General features: G+C 62.5%; 18 protein-coding genes. 5 read left to right on the forward strand and 13 right to left on the reverse strand.

Annotation, left to right across the window (positions count from 1 at the left end; translation table 11 throughout):
• The first annotated feature begins 9 nt into the window (after positions 1 to 9).
• Complete coding sequence (locus ACVWWJ_RS19380; protein ID WP_456969127.1) at positions 10 to 1926, forward strand: M61 family metallopeptidase; 1917 nt, start codon at positions 10 to 12, stop codon at positions 1924 to 1926.
• Here ACVWWJ_RS19380 and ACVWWJ_RS19385 read toward each other — a convergent pair.
• From ACVWWJ_RS19385 to ACVWWJ_RS19410, 6 genes are all read right to left on the reverse strand, one after another.
• Positions 1923 to 4007: an acyltransferase family protein gene (locus tag ACVWWJ_RS19385; RefSeq protein ID WP_456969128.1), complete on the reverse strand. Its 2085-nt coding sequence runs from the start codon at positions 4005 to 4007 to the stop codon at positions 1923 to 1925. The two genes, ACVWWJ_RS19380 and ACVWWJ_RS19385, sit on opposite strands and share 4 nt — an antisense overlap.
• Positions 4008 to 4119: 112 nt before the next feature.
• A complete protein-coding gene (locus tag ACVWWJ_RS19390) occupies positions 4120 to 4758 on the reverse strand; it encodes an NTP transferase domain-containing protein (protein ID WP_456969742.1) in 639 nt (212 codons plus the stop codon).
• A complete protein-coding gene (locus ACVWWJ_RS19395) occupies positions 4755 to 5357 on the reverse strand; it encodes an HAD-IB family phosphatase (protein ID WP_456969129.1) in 603 nt (200 codons plus the stop codon). Before ACVWWJ_RS19395 ends, ACVWWJ_RS19390 begins: the two co-directional genes overlap by 4 nt.
• Positions 5354 to 6094 (reverse strand): class I SAM-dependent methyltransferase, encoded by a 741-nt coding sequence (locus tag ACVWWJ_RS19400; RefSeq protein WP_456969130.1) that lies wholly within the window; start codon positions 6092 to 6094, stop codon positions 5354 to 5356. Before ACVWWJ_RS19400 ends, ACVWWJ_RS19395 begins: the two co-directional genes overlap by 4 nt.
• 147 nt (positions 6095 to 6241) lie before the next feature.
• Positions 6242 to 8077 (reverse strand): hypothetical protein, encoded by a 1836-nt coding sequence (locus ACVWWJ_RS19405; RefSeq protein ID WP_456969131.1) that lies wholly within the window; start codon positions 8075 to 8077, stop codon positions 6242 to 6244.
• Between the two features lie 378 nt (positions 8078 to 8455).
• The gene (locus ACVWWJ_RS19410; RefSeq protein ID WP_456969132.1) at positions 8456 to 10627 is read right to left on the reverse strand and encodes an acyltransferase family protein; all 2172 of its coding nucleotides are present in this window, start codon (positions 10625 to 10627) and stop codon (positions 8456 to 8458) included.
• A gap of 945 nt (positions 10628 to 11572) precedes the next feature.
• On the opposite strand from ACVWWJ_RS19410, the gene ACVWWJ_RS19415 reads away from it, so the two are divergent.
• A complete protein-coding gene (locus tag ACVWWJ_RS19415; RefSeq protein WP_456969133.1) occupies positions 11573 to 11977 on the forward strand; it encodes a hypothetical protein in 405 nt (134 codons plus the stop codon).
• Between the two features lie 88 nt (positions 11978 to 12065).
• On the opposite strand, the gene tkt is transcribed toward ACVWWJ_RS19415, so the two are convergent.
• A complete protein-coding gene (gene tkt / locus ACVWWJ_RS19420) occupies positions 12066 to 14078 on the reverse strand; it encodes a transketolase (RefSeq protein ID WP_456969134.1) in 2013 nt (670 codons plus the stop codon).
• Between the two features lie 224 nt (positions 14079 to 14302).
• Between tkt and ACVWWJ_RS19425 the strand changes: the two genes are divergently transcribed.
• Both ACVWWJ_RS19425 and ACVWWJ_RS19430 read left to right on the forward strand, forming a co-directional pair.
• Positions 14303 to 15034 carry an outer membrane beta-barrel protein gene (locus ACVWWJ_RS19425; RefSeq protein ID WP_159895176.1) on the forward strand — a complete coding sequence of 244 codons (732 nt, stop codon included), beginning with the start codon at positions 14303 to 14305 and terminating at the stop codon, positions 15032 to 15034.
• A 216-nt stretch (positions 15035 to 15250) separates the two neighbouring features.
• Complete coding sequence (locus tag ACVWWJ_RS19430) at positions 15251 to 15832, forward strand: porin family protein (RefSeq protein ID WP_107912836.1); 582 nt, start codon at positions 15251 to 15253, stop codon at positions 15830 to 15832.
• Positions 15833 to 15966: 134 nt separating this feature from the next.
• Here the strand turns inward: ACVWWJ_RS19430 and ACVWWJ_RS19435 are convergent, their stop codons facing one another.
• The 4 genes from ACVWWJ_RS19435 to ACVWWJ_RS19450 form a co-directional block, all read right to left on the reverse strand.
• Positions 15967 to 16989: a class I fructose-bisphosphate aldolase gene (locus ACVWWJ_RS19435; RefSeq protein ID WP_456969135.1), complete on the reverse strand. Its 1023-nt coding sequence runs from the start codon at positions 16987 to 16989 to the stop codon at positions 15967 to 15969.
• A 108-nt stretch (positions 16990 to 17097) separates the two neighbouring features.
• Positions 17098 to 17541: an energy transducer TonB gene (locus ACVWWJ_RS19440; protein ID WP_159895182.1), complete on the reverse strand. Its 444-nt coding sequence runs from the start codon at positions 17539 to 17541 to the stop codon at positions 17098 to 17100.
• A gap of 159 nt (positions 17542 to 17700) precedes the next feature.
• A complete protein-coding gene (gene pyk, locus ACVWWJ_RS19445) occupies positions 17701 to 19170 on the reverse strand; it encodes a pyruvate kinase (RefSeq protein ID WP_159895184.1) in 1470 nt (489 codons plus the stop codon).
• Positions 19171 to 19173: 3 nt separating this feature from the next.
• The gene (locus tag ACVWWJ_RS19450) at positions 19174 to 19995 is read right to left on the reverse strand and encodes a S1/P1 nuclease (protein WP_456969136.1); all 822 of its coding nucleotides are present in this window, start codon (positions 19993 to 19995) and stop codon (positions 19174 to 19176) included.
• A gap of 174 nt (positions 19996 to 20169) precedes the next feature.
• Between ACVWWJ_RS19450 and gap the strand changes: the two genes are divergently transcribed.
• Positions 20170 to 21186 (forward strand): type I glyceraldehyde-3-phosphate dehydrogenase, encoded by a 1017-nt coding sequence (gap, locus tag ACVWWJ_RS19455; protein WP_456969137.1) that lies wholly within the window; start codon positions 20170 to 20172, stop codon positions 21184 to 21186.
• An 870-nt stretch (positions 21187 to 22056) separates the two neighbouring features.
• Here gap and ACVWWJ_RS19460 read toward each other — a convergent pair.
• Positions 22057 to 22659 carry a hypothetical protein gene (locus ACVWWJ_RS19460; protein WP_456969138.1) on the reverse strand — a complete coding sequence of 201 codons (603 nt, stop codon included), beginning with the start codon at positions 22657 to 22659 and terminating at the stop codon, positions 22057 to 22059.
• Positions 22660 to 22926: 267 nt separating this feature from the next.
• Entirely contained in the window at positions 22927 to 23907 is a 981-nt protein-coding gene (locus tag ACVWWJ_RS19465; RefSeq protein ID WP_456969139.1) for a fumarylacetoacetate hydrolase family protein, read from the reverse strand.
• Positions 23908 to 23911: the final 4 nt, after the last annotated feature.

Here is a 23911-nt window from a genome sequence, read left to right on the forward strand (position 1 = left end):
TGGCGCGTCATGCAGGGTATCGGTCGGTTCGTCGTTCTCGCCCTGATCACCGCCGCCTCGGCGCACGCATCGGAGGGGCCGCAGCCGCTGCCCCACCCGCCGTCGATTCCCGCGCCGCGCGATAGCCCGTTCACGGGCGTAATCCGACTGCACGTCGATGCCACGGACACTGCGCAGCGCATCTACCGTGTGCACGAGACGATGCCGGTACAGGCAGGCGGCCCGGTAACACTGCTTTATCCGCAGTGGGAAACCGGCAGCCACGCGCCGACCGCATCGGCAACTGCCTTGGCGGGACTCACGATTCGTGCGCAAGGCCGACCTCTCGCCTGGCAGCGCGATACGGTCAATCCTTTTGCCTTCCATGTGGATGTCCCCTCGGGCGCCGAGACGCTCGATCTGGACTTCCAGTACCTGTCGCCTTTCTCCTCACGCCAGGGTCTGGTGACGACGACACCGGACATCGTCACGGTGCCATGGCAGAGCGTGGTGCTCTACCCCGCCGGCTGGTTCGTTCGGAATATCCCGGTGGACGCGCATCTGACGCTGCCGTCGGGCTACGCCTATGTCACCGCACTCGAGGACAAGAAGGGAGAAGTCGGCGCCTTTACCACGACGTCACTGGAGACCCTGGTCGATTCGCCGGTGTTCGCGGGTCGTCACGTGCAGCGATACGACCTAGGCGCCCTTGGCGATGCGCCGGTACGGCTGACCACGCTCGCTTCGAACACCGACGACGTCAAAATCGATGCTGGCCAGCTGGGTCTCCTTCGCGCCATGGTGGAACAGACACGAAAACTCCTCCCGGTACGCCACTACGCCCACTACGACTTCATGCTCGCCCTCAGCAACGACCTGCCCGGACCCGGCGGCATCGAGCAGGCACAGTCGAGCAGCGACGTGCTTCCTCCGGATTTCTTCCGGCACAACGAGAACTACCTTGTCGACCGCGACCTGCTCGCCCATGAATTCGTTCACTCGTGGAACGGCCGCTATCGGCAGCCTGCGGACCTTTGGTCGGCCACGTTCAACGAGCCCATGCGCGGCAGCCTGCTATGGGTGTACGAGGGGCAGACCGAGTTCTGGGGACGTGTGCTCGCCGCGCGTTCCGGACTGCGCACAAAGCAGGAAACCCTCGATGCCCTTGCGGTGGGCGCAGCGAGCGTTCTTAGCCAGAGCGGACGCGAGTGGAAAACCTTGCAGGACAGTACGAACGATCCACTGATCGCTGCCGGCCACCCGCTGTCATGGAGGGACTGGCAACGCCGCGAGGACTATTACGGCGAAGGCGTCCTCCTCTGGCTTGCCGTCGATGCGGAGATTCGTGAGAAGACCCACGACAGCAAGAGCCTCGACGACTTTGCGCGAGACTTCTTCGGCAGTGGCAAGCAAGCCGACATGACGACTTCGACATATACCTTCAACGATGTCTGCGCAGCCCTGCAGCAAATCGCTCCCGATGACTGGGCCACGTTCCTGCGCTCACGTCTCGACACGCACGATCCGGCACACGTGATCGACGGGCTCGAGCACGAGGGCTACCGCCTGGTCTTCGACGGAACGCCGTCGGAGTACTCGAAGCAGAGTGAGATCGATGCCGGGGCGCGCGATTTCTCTAGCGCCATCGGGCTCACGATCGGCAAGGGTGGCGTGGTGAAGACTGTCTCGTGGAACGGGCCTGCATTTCGCGCGGGCCTCGCCCCCGGTTCGCGGATCGACGCTGTATACGGAAAAGCTTTTTCTCCCGAACTCCTCGATGACGCACTTAAAGTCCTGCACCCCGCGCCCCTCCGACTGGCTGTCACCACTGACGGGACGACGTCGACCGTCAACGTCAAGCCGACGGGTCCGCTGCGCTATCCGCATCTGCAACGGATCGATGGATCCCGTGACATTCTCAACACATTGCTGCAGCCGCTGCCCTAGCCGCGTTTCGCGCGAGGTGAGCCCGTCTCGCGCATGAGGTCCTCGAAGAAAGGCAGGAGCAAGCTGTTGCCGTAAGCACTCACATGGTCGCCGTCGAAAAACAGGGGACGCCGGTCGCGGTAGGTGTCGCAGGCGGGGCCAGCCGGGCAGAGAATCGGGAAGGCATCGAACACGCGGCTTCCGGGAACGCCGGCGGCCAGGCGGCTCACCGCGTCGAACGCGGGCTGACGCAGCCTTACAAAGGCCGCGCGATCGACTGTGGAGCCACCAACGCAAATCGGATTACTCCGCGTCCAGACGTCCGCGCAGCGGAATGCCGGTGAGTTGAGGATGAGATTGGGTGCTTCGATTACGGTATTGGCGCCACGCGAATGGAATGACGCCAGAATGGCCGTCCCTGCCGCAACGGCGCTCTCGCGCCCTTCGACTGCGTCCTTGCCGAAGACCTGGTTCTGCACAATGGCATCAGGCGATCGCGCCCACTGATCGACGACGCGCGGCATGCGCAGGGACGGCAGGAAGACCACGTCGCCCGGTTTCAGGCGGGCCAGGATATCGTTTTGTGCTGCCTTCGCGCTTGCCGGGCACGGCGCCGCCTGCTCACGCCAGGGCTGCAGGCTGAGGAACGGACAACCGGCATTGTTGTAGAGATTGACTGTCGCGCCCGTCTGTAATGCATATGCTGAGAACATCGACGCGAAGGCAAGAGCGTGAGAGTCCCCAATGGCGGCCACGTCGGGCGCTGTCGCGAGGGCGGCACATCCCGTTCGCTGGTAAGTGATCCGAACACCGTCACCGACCTGCGCCGCCGTCTGGGTCACCCTGCAACCGTCGGACGAGTGCGCCGGCAGTTCCTGGGTGGGATACCAGTCATCGGCGTGGCGCCCGACCTGGCTCAACGAAATCCGTTGCTGATGATGGTTGACGAATCGCTGGACACCGGCACCGGCCATCAGGACGAAGCCGCCACCGACGACGATAGCGAGTCGCGGAGCAGTGCGAATCCACGCCGCGCGGCGGAGCGGGTTTTCGATGAATCGCCATGATGCGTGGGCAAGCACGATGGCGATGAAGGTAGCGGCGAACTGCGCGAGCGGCGTATCCAGTCCGCACGTCCAGCGAAAGAATACGAAAACAGGCCAATGCCACAGGTACAACGAGTACGAAATCCGCCCCAGCCACTGGATAGGGGCCAGCGTCAGGGCGCGGACCAGCAGCGCCTTTGCGGATGCCCCATGCAGGAGGCCCAGTACGGCGACGGTACCCACGACGGGAAGTAGTGCGCCGGGAGCGGGGAACATCTGCGGGTCTCCGGTCCACAGCCCGTAGGCCATGGCGACGAAGCCAAGCGATGCGCCAGGCATCGTCCACCAGCGGGCCGTCACTGTCGTGGAAACGTCGAAGCGGCGGCCCGAGAGGGCCATCCCCTGATATAGCAACGCTCCTGCGGCGAGTTCCCAGAAGCGGGAAGGAAGAAGATAGAACGCGGCCGAAGCATCGATACCGCGCTCGCGGAGCGCATACCCCAAAGACGCCACGCCAAGCAGACCAAAGGTTGCGACCACCCCATACCGCCAGCGCCCACCCCGCAACCATGCCCAGAACAGCAACGGGAAGAGCAGATAGAACTGCTCTTCGACACCCAGCGACCAGGTGTGCGTGTAGGGGTTGTACTCGGAGATCGGCGAGAAATACGCGTTCGGATTGTGCGAAAGAATGAAGTTGCTGAATCCGAAGAACGCGTACAGCCCCGTCTGCTGGTTGTTTTCACTCAACCAGGCATCGGGAATGATGAGGGCCGACACCGCGGCCGTCAGCAGCAGGCATGCAATGAGCGCCGGGGCGATCCGTTGCAGGCGACGCGCGAGGAAGTACAGCTCGAACGAAGGCATAGACTCCGCCGGGCGCAAACCCACCGACGCGCTCACGACGAAGCCCGAAATGACGAAGAAGATGTCGACGCCCGCAAACCCGCCAGGAAGCCACGTGGCCTTCAGGTGGTAGAGAACAACAGAGACGACGGCGATGGCCCGGAGACCATCAATGAAAGGAAAATAGGCGTGGCGTGTGGATGCAGTCATGTCGGGCGCGTTGCTTCGTCAGCTGCGAAGCGTAACAAGGCTGCGTCGCTTAAAGTTGCGATATCGACCAGGCCTATCCTTACGCCGGACCGTAGCGCCTCCCTGTTGAGGCTCAAGCCACGCTACGCAGATATTCCTTGGCCCGCGCCAGATCCTGCTCGGTATCGATCTCGTAACTCACGACCGAGTGGGCAAAGGCAGGGAGGTACTCACTAAGTGTTTCGAAGACGGGACCGCGGCCCCGATAGAACGCGCTGGCGGGCGCGCAGACAATGTTCGCCCACTCGTAGGTGGCTGCCTCGTCGCGCGCGAACCCGACCACTTGCATCCGTCCGTCGGGCGCCAACTCGACCTTGGCGTAGACGGCATCATCTGTCTTCGCCTCGGTAACACCAACGGTGAGTTCGCTGCGTCGCGCTGCCTCCATGAAGCGCGAAAGACTTTCCGCCTCGAAGATGATATCGGCGTCCAGAAAGACGCATCGCCCCTCCAGGCCTTCCGCACCGAGGGCGTAGCTGTCCTGGGTAGTCGTGGTTCGAAAGTCGGGGTTTCGCACGAAGATCACATTGCGATTCAGGCGGCTGACAACCTCGATGACCGCGTGTTCCATGTATCCGACGACGACGCGAATATCCCGGACATCCGCGAAAAGCGCGAGCTGCCTTTCGATCAGCGTCACCCCGTCGATTTCGACAAGGCACTTTGGCAAACCATGCCCTAGACGGCTACCAAGACCAGCCGCTGCGATCACAACGTGTTCAATAGCCGACAAAGGGCCTCTCCTCCGTACACAACGTAATTGGACTGTTCGACCACTTCAACGACGGGTGGATGCACGCCGCCGAAGGCGACACCGACATCGGCAGCCTCGAACATGGGAATATCGTTGAAACCATCTCCGACAGCGACGACCAGCCCCGCGCCTTGCCTACGCAGGGCGCCTACGGCCTCGCTCTTGCGCAACATGCTTGCCTCGCCATCGAGCCGGTCGTCCTGGACCCGGCTCTTCGATGTGAAAGCGCGGCACCCGAGGCGCTCAATCAGTCCACCTACCCAGGCGTCAAGGTTGCCGGTCACGATGGCGCAACGTTCGCGGTTGAGCCGGATGAATTCCTCGACGTGTGAGTCGAGTGGTATATCCGCCACGATCTCCCGCACCCGGCTCACCGGCACTTCCCTGAGAATCCGGCAACGAAGGCGAAAGCTGCTCTCGAACGGCACCAACCCACGCATCGTGAGGCTGGTAAGCAGTGCGATCTCTTCGGAAAGGCCGACCTCGGACGCGATCGCGGGAAGGATCTCCTGGCGGCTGATGGTGCCATCCAGGTCGAAGCAGAACTGCGTACTCATCGATCCGACGACCGCGAGAGCAGCATGTAGCGCTGCCGCGTGTCGGCACGATTCTGCAATTCCTGGGAGAAGGGCTCGCCTTCGTCGCGCACCTGGAATCCCGCGAGATCCGCGAACAGTTCCAGGTATTCGTCGCGGGTGCGGTAGATGGCGCTGTAATGGTCCTGCAGCTCGTCCGACCAATGACGGTCGAGGGTGAGCCTCTTGTCGACCGCCATGGGTTCGCGCAGGTAGATACGACACGAAGCTGCGGCAACCGACGAAATCGCACGAAACAGGGCGCGAATATCGTCATCGTTGATGTAAATGAGAATGCCAGAGCAGATTATGACGGTGAACGGAGCCGGCAGCGCCAGCGCCGTCGCGTCGAGCGCAGCCACGTTCATCGACTGAAATACGGCTTTCGGCGCGCGGGTGCGAGCAACGTCGAGCAGAGCTTCAGAGAAATCTATACCCAAATACGCATCGACGCCTGGGGCAATCGCTTCTGCCCAGCGTCCGGTCCCACAGCCAAGATCGAGGACACGATCAGCTGCGGCAACACTCAGAAGCGGCAAAATCCTGGCTTTTTCCTCGGCATCACGACGGGTCGCAAGATCCGCGCTCTGATACATCGTGGCGGTGAGGGGGTTATCGCCAGCAACACGTCCACGAGCTTCGAAGAACGCGGAGGTCGTGCCGTAATCCAGCGCGCGGCGGTCGCCTACGACACGTGTCGGTCCAGTTTTTTCAGACATATCCATAGTCTCGGTGCAAATGATTGAGCGGGAATCACCCCCAACGCCCTAAAAAAAAAGCGTAAGGTTTGTGAACCTTTTATTGCAACGCCCAACCCGCCACACCGTTGACATCTTTACCCACGCTTCACGATATTCCGCGCCCGGTCAATGCGCTGGCTGCACCCTGATGGCCTGGAGCCAGAGTCCTAGACGGCGCGTACCTTCTTCGGGAACCAACGGATTTTCAACGAAAATACGAAATTTCGTAGAGCCCGCAGAACTTCCCGCTGGGAGGCGAACTTCCTTCGGGCCTTCGCCCAGTCGCAGGCTAGCCGCAACTCTGGGCCCGTCGTTGCATTGGAGGAGCAGCGTCCTCTCCGGCGATTCCGCTGTCGCATAGCCGTAACATTCCATGACATAAACGACCCCGGAAGGTAACGAAGGCAGCTCGATTCCGGCGATTCCGCCGTCTGTCCAGATACCGCCTTCCTCCGGAGCGCTCCAGCCCTGCCCCAGAAAGACATTTCCAGGCTGCCCTGCGCCGAATCGCAGGACCCGCTCCGGGCCGAGTAGCGCCGCCATGAATACCGCCGTCCTTTCACGTTCGGCGTCGATACCCTTTACCACTTGCTGTGCATCTCGTAGTGCGTGCTCCAGGCGACGTTGGCCTTGCAGACCAAGCGCGTGCAACCCGGCAAGTCCTACTTCGGCGCTGGTGCGCGAAGGCGGCGGCGTGGCATCGCTGGCGACGATGTCGACATTGAGGAGAAACGGCAGATCGGCATCGAGCATGTACGACAGGTTGCGCCACAGCGCGTCTTCTTCAGGCAGGCCCGCACGCAATCGACGTGTACCTTCGATCCAGAATTCCGCCGTGCCGATGAATCGCATGGCGGGCAGGAAGATCGACTGTGACCGCGCCGCGGACATCTCAAAAAACATGAAGGCCAGTGCGTCACGCATATCGGCCTTGCTGACGACCGCCTTACGCGGATCCGAGAGCCACGCACGATAAGTATCCAGCGAAGTGGCATCGATACAAAAACCCAGCCCGCTGTATCGGCTCGGACCCGCGGCCAGCGTTGGCACGCCACGGGCCGCCAGTTCGTAGCCCGGCGTGCCGCTGACCGTGACGGCGAGGTCGCACATGGCCGCGACCTGATTGGGAGGGACATCCGGATCGAGGAATCTGATATTGGCGTGGCCGCCGAACGTAGCAGCGCAACGTGCAACCAGGCCGGATACATCGTAAGTAGCGTCCTGCGGATGCACTTTGACGAGGAAGTTGACTGCAGGCGTTTCCGTAGCAATGCCTAGCGAGACCTTGAGCCAGTCTCCGTTGTCATCGAAGGCCAGAGGACCGAAGCAATGCGGTGGCCCGCACAGCGCAGGTACATAGATGCAAACCGTGGGAAGCGCAGGATCCAGAGAAAGGTGCCGCAGCGCGTCGTCGCGGGAATCGATCGTTGCAGCCTGCGTCATCGTCCGAAAGAACTGCCGAACGCCGCCCTGCACATCGAACATTCGTCGACTGAACGAATCGAGCTGCTCATCGCGCAGCTTGCTACGCACGTCTTCATGGTAACGCTGCACGAAATCGACGCTGCGCCCTCGGCGAAAATCTTCAAGTGTCCTGAAGCGGCGCAGACTCACCGGCAGCAGCAGTGACTGGAAATATGCCGGGGCGCCGTTGGCGACCGCCTCGCGGGCCATCCATGCGTAGGGACTGTAGTGATAGTGGCCGACGACACTTGCAGCGATGGGCTGCTCCGCCATCACGGCGCGGGTACCGCGACGCGCCCGAAGGAGCCGCCTGGCGCACGCTATGAGTTCGGGGGAAGGCTCATTGAAGCTGCCAATCATCTCCTGACGTATCCAGGAGTCGTACAGCACCCAACCGATGTCCGGGTCGACGGCGCTCGCGAATGAAAGCACCGCCTGGCGCAAGGCATGCCCCTTGAGCCCTTCGACCGCCCGGACAAACGCCTCGGCCAGTTCCACATCCTCGAAAGCATCGTCGTCGATGGAGCGCACTTCGTCGACAAGGAATGACTCTGCAAGGCGCCGGACGGCGACGGCGTCGAAATGCGGTGCCCCCTTGATCGACGACACGGTCAGTCCGACCAAGCGTGTGCCAAGCCGCCGCTGGACGTACTTCGCGATCCAGAGGTTTGTCAGCAGGTATGTAGGATTGTCGTGCGCCAGATCGACGTAGATACAGCGTCCGGTAACTGCGGCGCCGCCGTGTTCGGTCCAGAAGGACGTGTTCTGTGCGAGAAATTCGTCGAAGGCCGCCGCCTGATGTTCCAGGTACATGTAAGTTGGTTTTCCTTTCTCGATCGCCGATGCGATCAGGCTATCGCTCCACATTCTGCCCGATCAAGGCGCGTGCGTCCCGCGCAAGATTCTTCGCACCACGTGCCGGGCGCGCGCAAAAAGTCGCGACGATGTCAGTCGGCCGTCGCAGCGATCGGTGCGTCGGTCCCGGATTGGAGCTGACGAACGGCTTGGGTGAACGAAGGCAATAGCAGGCGATTGGCGAAGCCGCTCAGGTGATCGCCATCGAAGAACAGCGGCTTTCCGTCGAGGAAACCGTTGCACTCCACGCCCTCGGGGCAGAGTACCGGGAAGGGGTCCCAAACGCGGGAGGCCCGCCACGTCTCTGGCGAGGGATTGGATCGACCCGAGCATGGGCGCACGGAGCCGCTCGAACTCGGCGCGATTCACCGAGGTGCCATCGGCACATACAGGATTACTCAGCGTCCACACATCGGCGCAACGAAACAGGGGCGCCTTCATCACCAGGTCCGGGGCTTCGAGCATGGTCCGCGCACCGGTGGCCCGGATCTGCTGGAGTACGGCCGCTCCCTCGCGCACGGCAGTGTCGCGTTCCGTTTTTGCAGCCTGGCCGAAAATTCGCTCGGCAATATCGTCCTGCGGCAGACGATCCCATTGATCCACGAAACGCGGAACGCGCAGCGACGGCATGAACACGACATCGCCCGCCCCCAAATGCGACAACATGTGTTGCAGCGCCTGCCCCGCTGCCTTAAGGCAACGCGGCGTGTGCTCGCGCCACGGCTGCAAGCTCAGGAAGGGGCAACCGGCATTGTTGTAGAGGATGACTTTTGCACCTGTGTCCAATGCGTACTCGCTGAACATCGTGCCGTAAGCCATAGCATGCGAGTCGCCGATAGCGAAGACTTCCGGTGCCGTTACGGGAGCGACGCACGCCTCGCGTTGGTAGACAACGCGAAAGCCATCCCCCACTGGCTCGCGCACCGGCGTCACCGAGCATCCGGCCGCGTTCGTCACCGTCGCCTTGCGTGACGGATACCAGTCGTCGGCATGACGCGACACGGAACTGACCGATAGCACCGGCTGGCGTCGATCGACCCACCCACTGATCCACATGCCGGCATAGAGCGCCACGATGCCACAGGCAACCACGGCAATACGTGGCATGACCTTGAACCGGTGCGCGCGCCGTACCGGCGTTTCCACGTAGCGCCACGAGAGCACGGCGAGGATCACGGCGATGGCCAGGGCGGCCACGCGGGTAGCGAGCGAACCCGTGCCCACTGTCCACCGGAACAGCACGAAGACGGGCCAGTGCCACAGGTAAAGCGAGTACGACAGGCGACCGATGCGAAGCATCGGATGCCATGTGAGCGCACGGACGAACGGGAAGTCCATCGGCCGGCCGTGCAACAGACCGAGCAAGGCAACCGTCGCCAGCACCGGCAACACGGCGCCCGGCGCCGGAAAGGTGTTCGGCTGAGATATGACGAGGCTTACGACTAGCGCCACGAACGCCAGGGCGGTGACGGGCAGCAGCCATCGCGGCGTTTTCGGTTCGAACGCATCGAACCGTCTTCCGGCTATGGACATGCCCAGATACAGCAGCACACCCACAGCCAGTTCCCAGAACCGGCTCGCCAGCAGATAGAAGGCAGCGGCGTGGTCGACGGAGCCCATGCCCATGGCGTGTGCAAAGGACCACGCCCCACCCAGGACGAAGAAACCGGCAACGATGCCGCGTAGGCGCCCCCGAAAACTCCACAGCCAGTAGATGATCGGGAACAGCAGGTAGAACTGCTCTTCCACGCCCAGCGACCACGTATGCGTGTACGGGTTGTACTCGGAAATCGGCGAGAAATAGTCGTTGCCGAAGCGCGCCAGCATCAGGTTGCCGAAGCCGAAGAACGCGTACTTCCCGGTGCGCTGGTTACTCTCGCTCAGCCAGGCGTCGGGGATGAACACCGCCGCGACCAGCCCGGTGACCAGCAGGCAGACGATCAGCGCGGGGGCGATGCGCAGCATGCGCCGTGAGAGGAAGTAAGTGATGAACGAGGGAAGCGACGTGCGCTCACGCTCGCCCACCGATGCCGCCACGACAAAGCCCGAGATCACGAAGAAGATGTCGACGCCCGCGAACCCGCCCGGCAACCATGCCGGATTAAGGTGATACAGCACGACCGCGATGACCGCGATCGCTCGCAGTCCATCGACGTACGGGAGGTACGCGTGGCGTTGGGGGGTCGGTGTCATGAACGAAGGTTTCAGGGGCCCGGAGAGGTAAAGGTTACCAGACGTGCCGCGCTCCCTAGAAAGGTGCCGCGTAGCGCTATCCCAGCGCGCGATTCCCATCTCCAGGCCGCAAGCGTCCTTCCCGCCCCAAGAACGTAACCAGGGTGATGTCCGCGATGACGCCGAATGCACAGGGAACGGATGACGCAGTGCGAAACAACTCACTGACATGCAAGGGCGTAGGTGGACGTTACCGCTGTGAGGCTGCCGTCACTAACGTATCGGCTCCCCTCGTGGGACTTAGCAAACGAAAAGGAAGAACGAACCCATGGTCAATCGGACCCGCCCTCTTGTGATCGCTTGCCTCTCACTCGTAGCGTTAGCGCACGGACAAAACGCGGCGGCTCGCGTGTTGCAACCTGGCGAGAGACTCGTCGCCGGCGAAGTGATGTATTCCGATGAGGGTCACTACCTCGCAACGCTTCAACACGACGGCAATTTTGTCGTCTATCGAAACGCGGCACCCTTGCGCGCAATCTGGTCAACGAACACCACTGGCCTTGGAGCAGCGACTGCCGATATGCAGGGAGACGGTAACTTCGTTCTCTACGATCGCGCCCGGCGCCCGATCTGGAGCACTCGAAGCAATGGCCCAAATCGGGCATTCACGATAAACGAACTGGGCCAAGCCGTCGTCATAACCCCAGGACAAATCAACTGGACAACGCCCGGCGCACTCCTTCCGTTGTATCGGCGACTTCGTGTCGCGCCCGTCTTCATGAGTGCCCATGACAGGAGCCCCGTCAGAGGGAGTGTTCCCCTGCACTGCCGGGGTGACTGGAGGCAGTGCGACGCGATGACACGCCACCGGCCGTAAACTCCGGCGGAAGGCGGCATTTCCTTCGCACGGTGACCAAGCGTAAGATCCGATCCGACCCAGTCGAGCGAACGATTCATGGAGGAGTTATGCGTTTCGTCAGTATCGCGTTCGGACTTACTGTCGCTGTGGCACTACCCCTCAGTGCGAATGCCGCGCAGGATGCGGTCCTGGCACCGGGCCCCTGGAGCATCTCGCCACCTGTCTCGACCACCCGCGATCAGTCGTGGCGCGCACCCCTGCTTTCGCGCGCCGTGGATCCGTCGCCGGGCCCCAGCACGGCCCTCGCCAACGGTTTCAGTCACCCGCTGCGCTACAGCATCGGAACGGAATGGGCGGTGCGCGCTGCGGTTATTGCACTTCAGGCCACGGGACACGCGACAAGTGGCCAGCGCGGCACGACCGGAGACAGTGGCCAGCATGCCGCGGTTTGGCCAGAGCCGCTAATGCGTCCCATCGACGTCAGAACCGGCTCTAGTCAGACCGCTCTTTAATAAGCGCGATCGCTGAAAACTATTTTTGCCAAACGAAAAAAGGCCTCCTTTCGGAGGCCTCTCTCGTTAGCAGAGCCGCTTTAGCGGCTTACTTGATCACACTCTTAACCGCATCAACAATCTTCGGCGTCGTAATACCGAAGTGCTCATACAGGTCATTGATCGGCGCCGAAGCACCAAAGGTCGTCATGCCGATCACCTTGCCGTCCAAACCAACGTACTTGAACCAGAAGTCCACGCTGGCCGCTTCAACGGCAACGCGGGCGCGGCACCACGACGGCAGGACGCCTTCGCGATATTCCACCGGCTGCGCGTCGAACTCTTCCGTGCAAGGCATGGAGACGACGCGGACCGGCACGCCCTGGTCACCCAGCGCCTGTGCGGCTTCCACGGCGATACCCACTTCGGAGCCCGTGGCGATGATGATCGCCTTGAACTTCTCCGACGGCTCCCAGAGGACGTAACCGCCCTTCTCGATGTTCGCCAGCTGCTCGTCGGTGCGCGGATTGTGCTTGAGGTTCTGGCGCGAGAAGATCAGGCACGACGGGTTACCGGCGCGCTCGATCGCCATCTTCCAGGACACCGCCGATTCAACCGCATCGGCCGGACGCCACAGACGGTTATTCGGGATCAGGCGCAGCGAAGCCATGTGTTCGACCGGCTGATGGGTCGGGCCGTCTTCGCCCAGACCGATCGAGTCATGGGTGTACACGTGGATCGTGTGTGCCGGGATCAGGCACGACATGCGCACCGCATTGCGGGCGTAATCGGAGAACACCAGGAAGGTCGCGTCGTACGGAATGAAGCCGCCGTGCAGCCCAATACCGTTGGAGATCGCCGTCATGCCGAACTCGCGCACGCCGTAGTGGATGTAGTTGCCTTCGGCACCACCGGTGGCGATGTTCTTCGAGCCCTTCCAGATCGTCAGGTTCGACGGAGCAAGGTCGGCGGAGCCACCGATGAGTTCGGTGAGCAGCGGGCCGAAAGCGTCGAGCGACATCTGCGATGCCTTGCGCGAAGCGACGACGGGACCTTCGGTCTGCAGCTTCTTGATGAAGGCGGCCGCGCCTTCTTTCCAGTTGGCCGGCAGCTCACCCACCAGACGACGCTTCAGCTCGGCAGCGAGCTCCGGGAAGGCCTTGGCGTAGGCATCGAACTTGTCGTTCCAGGCCTTTTCGGATTCGGCACCGCTCTTCTTCGCGCTCCACGAGTCGTACATGGCCTGCGGGATTTCGAACGGACCGTATTCCCAACCCAGCTGCTTGCGGGCGAGAGCGACTTCATCCTTGCCCAGCGCGGCGCCGTGCGAGGATTCCTTGCCTTCCTTGTTCGGCGAACCGAAACCGATAATCGTCTTGCAGATGATCAGCGAGGGCTTTTCGCTCTGCGACGTAGCGGCGGCGAGCGCCTTCTTGATGGCTTCGGCGTCATGACCGTCGACCGGCTTGTCGTTGTCACCAACGACGACATTCCAGCCGTAAGCGCGGAAGCGCTCGGCGGTGTTGTCAGTGAACCAGTCGTGGACTTCGCCATCGATGGAAATGCCGTTGTCGTCGTAAACCGCGACGAGCTTGCCGAGCTTGAGCGTGCCGGCGAGCGAGGACACTTCGTGCGAGATGCCTTCCATCAGGCAACCATCACCGACGAAGACGAAGGTGTGGTGATCGACGATGTCGTGGCCGGGACGGTTGAAGCGTGCGGCGAGGACTTCCTCGGCGATCGCGAAACCAACGGCGTTAGCGAGACCCTGGCCGAGCGGACCGGTGGTCGTCTCGATGCCGGGCGTGTGATGGAATTCCGGATGGCCAGCGGTCTTCGAACCGAGCTGGCGGAAACGCTTCAGTTCACCGATCGGCAGGTCGTAGCCGGTCAGGTGGAGCAGCGCGTACTGCAGCATTGAACCGTGACCGTTCGACAGCACGAAGCGATCGCGATTGGGCCAATGCGGGTTCGTCGGGTTGTGATGCAGGAAATCGCCCCACAGGACCTCGGCGATATCGGCCATGCCCATCGGCATGCCCGGGTGGCCGGAATTGGCGGCTTCCACACCATCCATGGCCAGGGCGCGGATCGCGTTTGCGCGTTCGCGACGTGTCGTCATCGGCGTTCTCCAGTTAACAGGCGGCGGAAAAACCATGATTGTCGCGCATTGATCACATCTTGTCGTGGACGATCATGCTGCAAACGCAAAGTTAACTCTCGCTTAATCTTTCCGTTCGCTTTTAGGAGTCGCTTCAGCTTCGAAGGACTCTAATCAACCACGCCAGCCGATCTTCCCCCATCCCCACGGATCGGCTGACGCCCCAAAATAAGAGGAACACCCCCATGAAAAAGGCAGCTCTTGCCCTTGCAGTTTCTTGCGTCTCGTTTGCGGCCATTCCGGCCTTCGCCCAGGACAGCAACCCGGCTGTCAGCGGCAATTATCAGCCGAGCCAGGCCGTGGGTAGCGGCAACTGGTTCATCGGCGGCAACGTCGGCCGTACCAACGGCAGCGACACCGGCGGCTTCGGCAGCAACGTCAGCGGCTTCAATCCGCTGCACGGCGAACAGGGCCGTCGCACGGGCTACGGCCTGCTCGGTGGCTACCGCTGGAAGGTTGGCCCCGATCTCGGCCTCGGCCTCGAGGCTGGCTACACGGATCTGGGCAATTACCGCGTAAAGAACGCGTTTGAGTCCGATCAGAACGTCGACCAGAAGAAGACCAAGAACGCCCTGCGCGGTTGGATGCTCGGTGTGAACGGCAAGATCAACCTCGTTCCCGGCTGGTACCTCAGCGGTCACGGCGGTTACTTCCGCGCCAACGACAACAACAACAATTACAACAACAGCGTTGGCCAGGATCTCGGCTTCTCCAACGGTGGTCGTCCGAACCGCGGCAGCTGGTACGCCGGCGCCGGCACCGGTTGGGATATCAACGAGCACTTCGGTATCGGCCTGACGTACGACTACTTCCATGCCAACGCTGGCAAGGTCAAGGACAACACCACGGGCGACACCAGCGTGGGCCTGAAGCGTTCCACCGGCATCGTCTCGCTCGCCGGCGAATACCGCTTCTAAAGCGGAACAAGTTGTTGTTTTGAAGTAATAAGCCACGGCGCCCCAGACGCCGTGGCTTAATTTTTTCTTAATAATGAACTTATGGGTATTGAATCTATTGCGGCGGCGCCGCATCTACTTACTGGACGCGCGGCACCCCCGCTCGCGCGTTGTGGCGGCTTCGGTATCCCCATGCCATCCGCATCGAACGCATAAAGAATAAGCAGGAGTTTTCCCATGAAAAAGACCCTCATCGCCCTTGGCCTCATGGCGGCCGGTATGGTTGCGGCCCCGGCTTTCGCGCAGGACGCCAGTGGCGCCGGCTTCTTCGTCAACGGCAGTGCCGGACGCGCGCAAGTGAACAAGGGCAACTACGACGGGCATGACGTCGCTTATGACATCAACGGCGGTTATCGCTGGGCTGTGAGCCCGTCGCTCGCGCTCGGTGTTGAAGGCGGCTACAACGACCTGGGTAACATCCATGCCAAGCACCTGGTCACCGGTGGCAACGCCATCGACGGCCGCAAGTCGAGCCTGCATGGCTGGACCGCTGGCGTGAACGGTCGCTTCAACATCGATCCGAAGTGGTACATCAGCGGCCGTGCCGGCCTCTACGCCTGGAAGGGCGACGGTGTGAGCCACGACGACATCACCCGCCACAACTTCGACAAGACCAGCTGGTACGCCGGCGCTGGCGTGGGCTACAACCTCACGCAGGACTTCAGCCTTGGCGTGAACTACGACCATTACGACGCGAAGAAGAACGGCCTCAACCTGTCCACGAACGTGGCCTCGGTGAGCGCTGAATACCGCTTCTGAGCAACGTGCGGTCGATGACTGCTGCTCGCGTGTGAAACCTAGCGTGTGAAAGAGAAAAACCCGGCGCTCATCGCGCCGGGTTTTTCTTTATCCGCTGCTCCGCGACCGAGGTCGCGATGCCGTGTGCGCTTCGATCAACGCTTGGTCCAACGACCCAGCGCAGCGTCGCCGTTTTCCTTGGCACGCTCATGCACGACCTTCTGTGCCTTCTCGTAGTTACCCGTAAGATCTTTCGACCACACGTTCAACGCTTCGGCAACCAACGCACGGCCGTATGAGAAGCTGACCGGCCACGGGTGCGGGCCCATCTTGTTGATGAGGTCGAGATGCTCGGTGGCCTGCTCGTCGCTCTGGCCGCCCGACAGGAACACGATGCCCTGCACGCTTGCCGGCACCGTGGTACGGAGGACGCGCACGGTCTCTTCGGCGACCTCTTCCGGCGTGACCTGGTCGTCCGCGGGCGCATTCTTGCCCGGAATCACCATGCTCACCTTGAGGATGAGGCCTTCGAGCATGACGTTGTGGGCGTACAGCGCATTGAACAGGCTGCGCAGCACGGCTTCGTGCACTTCGTAGCTCACGTCGATGTCGTGCGTGCTTTCCGGACCGTCCATGACGATTTCCGGTTCGACCATCGGCACCAGACCGGCTTCCTGGCACAGCGCGGCGTAGCGAGCCAGGTTTTCCATGTTGGCCTCGATGGCCGTGGAGCTCGGGTTCTCGTCGGTGATGTTGATCACTGCACGCCACTTGGCGAACTGCGCACCGAGCTGGGCGTATTCCTTGAGGCGGTCACGCAGGCCATCGAGGCCTTCGGTGATCACGTCACCCGGGAAACCCGCCAGCGGCACCGGACCCTTGTCGACCTTGATGCCCGGGATGATGCCGGCCTTCTTCATGGCGTCGACGAGCGGCGTGCCGTCGCTGGTCTTCTGACGGATGGTTTCGTCAAACAGGATGGCACCGGAGATGTGCTCGCCCAGGCCCGGCGCGGTCAGCAGCAGCTCGCGATAGCGACGACGATTTTCCTCGGTGTTCTCAACACCGGCGGCTTCGAAGCGCTTCTTGATGGTGTTGGTGGATTCGTCGACGGCAATGATGCCCTTCCCCGTGGCCACCATCGCAGCCGCGACCTGTTCGAGATTTTCGATGCTCATGACAACTCCGTTTAGGTGTAGTGGTATGCCCCTCTTCGAGGGGCTAAGCGAGGACAAAAACCGGCGGAGTATAAGGGACGACTCCGCGAAAGCCGTTGTGCGGCGCGATCAAGTGGTCTGGTAGCCCGGCAGCTTGCACTTGTCGAGGATCGCGGCCTTTTTGGCGGGATCTTCCGGCAGATTGAAGCCGGTCACGTAGTAGGTCTGCACCGGTTCGGCCGTGCCGTTCTGGGAGCCCTTGACGTAGGAAAGCTGCTTGACGATGCTGACGCCGACCTGCCCCAGGTCGCCCGCGGGCTCGACCTTGGCAATGGTGGGGTTCTGGGTGCGACCGTCGGAACCGATCATGTAGGTCACCGCGACACAGGTGGGCTGGTCGAGGTTCTTGCCGGTATTGGGGACGTCAGGGTTGACCGACTTGTTGGTCAGGAACCAGTAACCGGTCAGGCGTTCCGGCGCGACGCGGCGGACGTTTTGAGCCTCGGCAGCGCCGGCGACCAGCAGAAGAACGGTGGCGGCAATGGCGCCGGTACGGAGCTTGAGTCGGATCATGACGCCCTCGGTAGGTAACCAGGACGCCCAGTTTAACCCTGCACGCCCATGCGGTGCGTGTGAAATCGTGCGGTGGCGGTTGTGGGAGCCGCTTCAGCGGCGATGGGGGTCGCCGCGCTCTGGTTTTCGCCGATGAATCGGCTCCCACAAATGAATCGGTTACAGGTCGCGCAGGCTATCCGCGATGCCGTCGTCGCCGACGACCAGCAGCTTCAGCGTGTTGGTACCGCCGCCACGACCGATGTGGTCACCGTGGGTCAGGATGACGCGATCGCCCTTGGCCAGCTTGCCCAGCGAGAACAGGTGCTGGAGCGCAGCGCGGGCGGTGTGTGCCGGGTCGAGGTTGCTCTGCTCGAAGTCCACCGGCTGCACGTCGCGCAGCATGAGCATGCGGCGGCGGGCCATGTCCGACGGGGACAGTGCGTAGATGGGCACGGCGAAGCGGTAGCGCGACAGCCACTGCGCGGTGGCGCCGGACTCGGTCAGCGCGACGATGGCGCGGACACCGACCTGGGCAGCCAGCAGCATTGCGGCGAGCGCGATGGCCTGGTCGCTGCGATCCAGCGAATGCGTATCCGGACGCAGGTCGTCGCGCGGCTCGAACTGACGCTCGGCACCGAGGCAGATGCGGCGCATGGCGGCCACGGCCTTATCCGGATGGGCACCGGCGGCGCTTTCTTCCGAGAGCATGACGGCATCGGTGCCGTCGATCACGGCGTTGGCCACGTCGAGCACTTCGGCGCGGGTCGGGATCGGCGCGCGCACCATCGACTGCAGCATCTGCGTGGCGGTGATCACCGAACGGTTGCGCTGCACGGACTCGCGGATGATCTTCTTCTGCAGGCCCGGCAGCTCGGCATCGCCGATTTCCACACCGAGATCGCCGCGGGCGACCATGACCACGTCCGACGCGTCGATGATTTCACCGAGTACGGGGATGGCGTCGGCGCGCTCGATCTTCGAAACGATGGCCGCATCGCCACCGGCTTCACGCATCAGGCGCCGGGCTTCGTGCAGGTCTTCCGCACAGCGGACGAAGGAGACGGCAAGGAAGTCGGCGCCCATTTCAGCGGCCAGCTTGATGTCGTTTCGGTCCTTGTCGGACAAGGCGCTGACGCTGAGGCCACCGCCCTGGCGGTTGAGGCCCTTGCGTGCCGACAGGCGGCCGCCGATCACGACGCGCGTGCGGATTTCGCTACCGGCGATCTCCACCACCGAAAGGGCGATCAGACCGTCGTCCAGGAGCAGCACGTCGCCGGCAACAACGTCCTTGGGCAGGTCGTAGTAGCTCACGCCGACGTGGTTCTGGTTACCGGCCGGAGCGTCCGGGCGGCAGTCGAGTACGAAGCTGTCGCCGGCCATGAGGTCGATCGGACCGTCGGCAAACTTCTCGATGCGGATCTTCGGGCCCTGCAGATCGGCAAGGATGCCGACTTCGCGGCCTACGGCCAATGCCGCGGCACGAACCGCGTTGGCGCGGGCGCGGTGGTCGTCCGGGGTGCCATGCGAAAGATTCAGGCGGACGATATCGACGCCCTCTTCGAGAATCTTCTCGAGCATGCCCGGCGCATCGGTGGCGGGTCCGAGGGTGGCGACGATCTTGGTGCGGCGAACCTGGATATCGGTCATTTTTTAGTCCAGCGTGTGGTTGAGCAGGTCGGCGAGGCGCTTGCCTGCAAGACGCAGGCGGGTCTCGGCGACCGGAAGGTATTTGGCGACGTAGGCACCGTCGACCTGATGGTTGTCCGGGTAAAACCCGTTCTGGGCGACGATCGCGCAGGATTCCTCGGCCCACTGGGCGTAAGGGTTATCCAGCGGCGGGATCGGCTTGGGCAGGGTCACCGGACCTTCCGCGGCAAGGCGGTCGGTGTAGGCGGGCCACTGCAGGTTGCGGGTGTACAGCATGCTGGAGTCCCACACCTTGTGCAGGTTGGAGCCCTTGCCGTCGAACTGCACCTGGTAGTCGTTGCCGCCCTTGTCGTCGCGGTTGCCGGCATGCAGCGGCTGGTGCACGTCACCCACGAAGTGGACGACGAACTTCAGCGCTTCGGCACGCTCGGCATTGGTCTTGTGGCGGTCGCCGAGAATGGCGACGTACTTCTCCAGACCGCCGACGACGCACTCGCCGTCCTTGCAGTCCACCGGCTTCACGTAGACGCAATGCCCGTCGACGAAGTCCATGTAATGCAACTTGGCCGTGGCCTTGCCCAGTTCCTTCTGGTCGGGGTCGTTGCGCAGGTGGTCGGGCCAGCTCGCCACATCGGCCAGGGAATCCGAGCCGTCGGCTTTGAGGAGGCGCTCGACCTCAGCCCTGGCCGAGGGGTCGAGCTGGCGCCAGGCCAGTTCGGCGACGATGCGGTGCCCGATGTCGCCCCAGGCCTGCACGCTGCTGGCGAAGACGGGGGCGGAGAGGGCCAGGAAGGCGGCTAGCGCGCGCTTGTGAGTCGTTTTCATGGAGCTGTAAACGTTTCCGGACGGGCGAACGGCCAAGTTTGCCACATTCAGACTGAGACCCGGATGACAGATCGCCGCGATGCAGCAAGCCCGCCCCTGCGACGTTCCGTTACCATGGACGTTTACGCCCCAAGCCCTTACTTAGTCAGCACATCCCATCCGGAGGCTCGCCCTATGACCATCAAGGTCGCTATCAACGGTTACGGTCGCATCGGTCGCAACATCCTGCGCTCGCTCTATGAAGCCAAGAAAAATGGCCAGGACATCCAGATCGTTGCGATCAACGATCTCGGCGACGCCAACACCAATGCGCACCTGACCCAGTACGACACGGCCCACGGTCGTTTCCCGGGCGAAGTGTCGGTTGACGGCGGCGACCTGATCGTCAACGGCGACCGGATCAAGGTGTTTGCCGAGCGCGATCCCTCCAAGCTGCCCTGGGGCGAGCACAACGTCGACGTGGTGCTGGAATCCACCGGCTTCTTCACCTCGAAGGCCAAGGCCAGCGCGCACATCGCCGGCGGCGCCAAGAAGGTGATCATCTCGGCACCGGGCGACAAGGACGTGGACGGCACGTTCGTCATGGGCGTCAACGACGACAAGCTGACCTCCAAGCTGGAAGTCATCTCCAACGCGTCGTGCACCACTAACTGCCTGGCTCCGCTGGCGAAGGTGCTGCACCAGAAGATCGGCATCGTGCACGGCCTGATGACCACCATCCATGCGTACACGAACGACCAGGTGCTGACGGACGTCTACCATTCGGACCTGCGCCGCGCCCGTAGCGCCACGCACAGCCAGATCCCGACCAAGACCGGCGCCGCCGCCGCGGTTGGCCTGGTCCTGCCGGAACTCAACGGCAAGCTCGACGGTTTCGCCATGCGCGTGCCGACGATCAATGTCTCCGTGGTCGACCTGGTCTTCACCGCCGCTCGCGCGACGACGAAGGAAGAGATCGATGCCGCCATCAACGAAGCCGCCAACGGCGCGATGAAGGGCATCCTCTCGGTGAACACGCAGCCGCTGGTGTCGATCGACTTCAACCACAACCCGCACTCGTCGATCTACGACTCGACGCAGACGCGCGTCATGGAAGGCACGCTGGTCAAGGTCCTCTCGTGGTACGACAACGAGTGGGGCTTCTCGAACCGCATGCTCGACATGACCAAGGCACTGATGAACGCCAAGTAATGTAGCTGCTGTTGTGGGAGCCGCTTCAGCGGCGATAGGCGCCAACGCGCCCTGCCCATGAAAAAAGAGGCCCGCACGGAAACGTGCGGGCCTTTTCATTTCATCCGACCAACTTCCGTGGGAGCCGATTCATCGGCGATGGGTCCTCGATGCAACCGTGCCGGCGGCCACAGCATCGTCGATGAGTCGGTTTTTAACGTCGCGCTACTGCGGCACGCCGACAACGTTCGCTTGTGCGAGCGTCGGAAGAACCGCGATCGGCTTCGTGAACGGCCCATGCGGGCTAGCAGGAGCAACGCGGAATGTGTACGTGCCTACGCCAATCCAGGGAAGGTTGACAGTGTGAACTCTCCGCGGACCCTCGCACTGGACGATGTGCGCATTCGTCTCACCAGCCGCGTTGACCCACAGACAGCTGTATTGCGTAACAGGCCGGTCGCGCGACTGGTCCCACTTCCATCGAATCGTTGCAGTGCCGGTGCCGCCGGCAGGAACCGCAACCTGAGCCGGAGCGGAAATGCTGCCAACCGGAGGCGGGCAGTTGTACAAGCATTGATGAGTACCACCCCGCGATGCGCTTGCGGCGATAGCAGGGGCACTTAGGAGAACAAGCGCCGTAATCATCGAACGTGCATTTTTCATCAAGAAGTCCTTAGGTTGAATGATCCTCCACGCCAGCTCTCACTTACGGCCGGGATGGAGACGCAAAAGTAGCCAATCAAGAATTTCTTTGATGCAAGTTAATGCCGTTGAAAGCGTCGGTGAGGGTCGAGAAAAAAGAAGGGCCTGCACGACGACGTGCAGGCCCTTTCGTCTACGACACAGACCCGTTTCCACGCGATCGCAGATGAATCGGCTCCCACACGAGCGTTAGCGCGGAACGCCGACTACGATCGTTTGCGCCAGTTGAAACAGTCCTGCGACCGGCTTCGTGTAGGGACCTTTCGGATTTCCTGGCGCCACGCGGAAGACGTAATTGCCCGCACGAATCCAGCCCACGGTCGTCGCATACGTATGACCCGGGCGCCCGCATTGCACGAGATACGCTTCGTTTTCTTTGCTTCCACTGACCCATAGGCAACTGTGTCGGGTAACCGCCTCGGCCTCCGACTGGTCCCATCGCCAATGGATCGTGGTCGAGCCGAGCGCACCGCCGGGCACGTTCACCACCTGGGGTGATGCCGTCGCGCTACCGACAGGCGGAGGGCAGTTGTAGTAGCACCGGACTCCACGCCCCTTCCCTTCCGCGGAAGCATCCGTGTCGTCTAGGGCGGACAGAGCGTGGCCGAGCTCGACTTGCTGCTCCACACCAGGAACGAGAACCTGCGGCCCATCGTCGACCCGGGTCGTGATGCCGGCGACAGCCTTGGCAATCTCCTCGTCGCTACTACCGTCTTTTGACCTGGCGGGCACGCAAAGCCCGATGACCACCGCAACTGCTGCATATCCGACGATCGACCATGGCGCCTTCATTCGTTGATCCTGCTGGCTGACCGAGACACGCTATTAGGTCGAGCTCGCGACGAATGCAGGCGTTTTCCGCGCCTAGCGTAGGCATTCCCTCGGCGCTTTTGTAGGAGCCGATGCATCGGCGATCCGCGGCAGCGGGCCGGGGTGCGGCCAGCACCTATCGCCGCTGAAGCGGCTCCCACAACGGCATCGCCGCTGAAGCGGCTCCCACAGGTGCATTGCCGATGAATCGGTTTCTACAACAGCATCGGGGATGGAACGGTTCCTACATCAGGCGCGGGTGACGGTTTGCTCGATTGAGCCGAAGATGGATTTGCCGGCGGCGTCGGTGACGTCGATCTTTACGGTGTCGCCGAATGAGAGGAACGGCGTGCTTGCCTTACCGTCGCGCAGAGTTTCCACCGTGCGCTGCTCGGCCAGGCAGGATGCGCCCTTGTCGGTGTCTTCGTTGGCGATGGTGCCGGAGCCGACCAGTGTGCCGGCGGTCAGCGGACGCGTCTTTGCGACATGCGCCACCAGCTGCGAGAAGTCGAACTGCATGTCGACACCGCATTCGGCCTCGCCGAACCACTTATCGTTGATCCACGTACGCATCGGCAAGTGCAGCTTCTCGTCGATCCATGCCTCACCCAGTTCATCCGGCGTCACGAATACCGGCGATAGCGCCGAGCGTGGCTTGGACTGCAGGAACCCGAAGCCCTTGGCGAGTTCGCCGGGGATGAGACCGCGCAGCGACACGTCGTTCACGAGGCCGACGAGTTGGATGTGGGCAGCGGCCTGCGCAGGCGTCACACCCATAGGCACATCGTCGGTAATGACCAGCACTTCGGCTTCAAGATCGATGCCGAACTCTTCGCTACCCACGACGACCGGGTCACGCGGCCCGAGGAAGCCTGCGCTGGTCGCCTGGTACATCAGTGGATCGGTGTAGAACGACTTCGGCACTTCGGCGCCGCGCGCACGACGTACGCGCTCGACGTGCGGCAGGTAGGCGCTGCCGTCGACGAACTCGTAAGCACGCGGCAGCGGCGCTGCGAGCTTCGCCATGTCCAGGTCGAACGCACCCTGGGCGTTGCCGTCGTTGAGGTCTTCCGACAAGGCATTGAGCCGCGGTGCGATGCTGCTCCATTCGTCCAGGGCAGCCTGCAGCGTCGGCGCGATATCGGTGGCTTTTACGGCGCGCGACAGGTCGCGGCTGACGACGATGAGCGTGCCGTCACGGCCGCCTTCCTTCAACGAAGCGAGTTTCATGCGT

Source organism: Luteibacter sp. HA06 (assembly GCF_054061215.1).

Coding starts and splice junctions, on each gene's coding strand:
- ACVWWJ_RS19415 (WP_456969133.1), top strand. CDS start 11,573: ATGCGTTTCGTCAGTATCGCGTTCGGACTTACTGTCGCTGTGGCACTA.
- ACVWWJ_RS19410 (WP_456969132.1), bottom strand. CDS start 10,627: ATGACACCGACCCCCCAACGCCACGCGTACCTCCCGTACGTCGATGGA.
- tkt (WP_456969134.1), bottom strand. CDS start 14,078: ATGACGACACGTCGCGAACGCGCAAACGCGATCCGCGCCCTGGCCATG.
- ACVWWJ_RS19430 (WP_107912836.1), top strand. CDS start 15,251: ATGAAAAAGACCCTCATCGCCCTTGGCCTCATGGCGGCCGGTATGGTT.
- ACVWWJ_RS19460 (WP_456969138.1), bottom strand. CDS start 22,659: ATGAAGGCGCCATGGTCGATCGTCGGATATGCAGCAGTTGCGGTGGTC.
- ACVWWJ_RS19395 (WP_456969129.1), bottom strand. CDS start 5,357: ATGAGTACGCAGTTCTGCTTCGACCTGGATGGCACCATCAGCCGCCAG.
- ACVWWJ_RS19465 (WP_456969139.1), bottom strand. CDS start 23,907: ATGAAACTCGCTTCGTTGAAGGAAGGCGGCCGTGACGGCACGCTCATC.
- pyk (WP_159895184.1), bottom strand. CDS start 19,170: ATGACCGATATCCAGGTTCGCCGCACCAAGATCGTCGCCACCCTCGGA.
- gap (WP_456969137.1), top strand. CDS start 20,170: ATGACCATCAAGGTCGCTATCAACGGTTACGGTCGCATCGGTCGCAAC.
- ACVWWJ_RS19435 (WP_456969135.1), bottom strand. CDS start 16,989: ATGAGCATCGAAAATCTCGAACAGGTCGCGGCTGCGATGGTGGCCACG.
- ACVWWJ_RS19385 (WP_456969128.1), bottom strand. CDS start 4,007: ATGACTGCATCCACACGCCACGCCTATTTTCCTTTCATTGATGGTCTC.
- ACVWWJ_RS19450 (WP_456969136.1), bottom strand. CDS start 19,995: ATGAAAACGACTCACAAGCGCGCGCTAGCCGCCTTCCTGGCCCTCTCC.
- ACVWWJ_RS19380 (WP_456969127.1), top strand. CDS start 10: ATGCAGGGTATCGGTCGGTTCGTCGTTCTCGCCCTGATCACCGCCGCC.
- ACVWWJ_RS19425 (WP_159895176.1), top strand. CDS start 14,303: ATGAAAAAGGCAGCTCTTGCCCTTGCAGTTTCTTGCGTCTCGTTTGCG.
- ACVWWJ_RS19440 (WP_159895182.1), bottom strand. CDS start 17,541: ATGATCCGACTCAAGCTCCGTACCGGCGCCATTGCCGCCACCGTTCTT.
- ACVWWJ_RS19400 (WP_456969130.1), bottom strand. CDS start 6,094: ATGTCTGAAAAAACTGGACCGACACGTGTCGTAGGCGACCGCCGCGCG.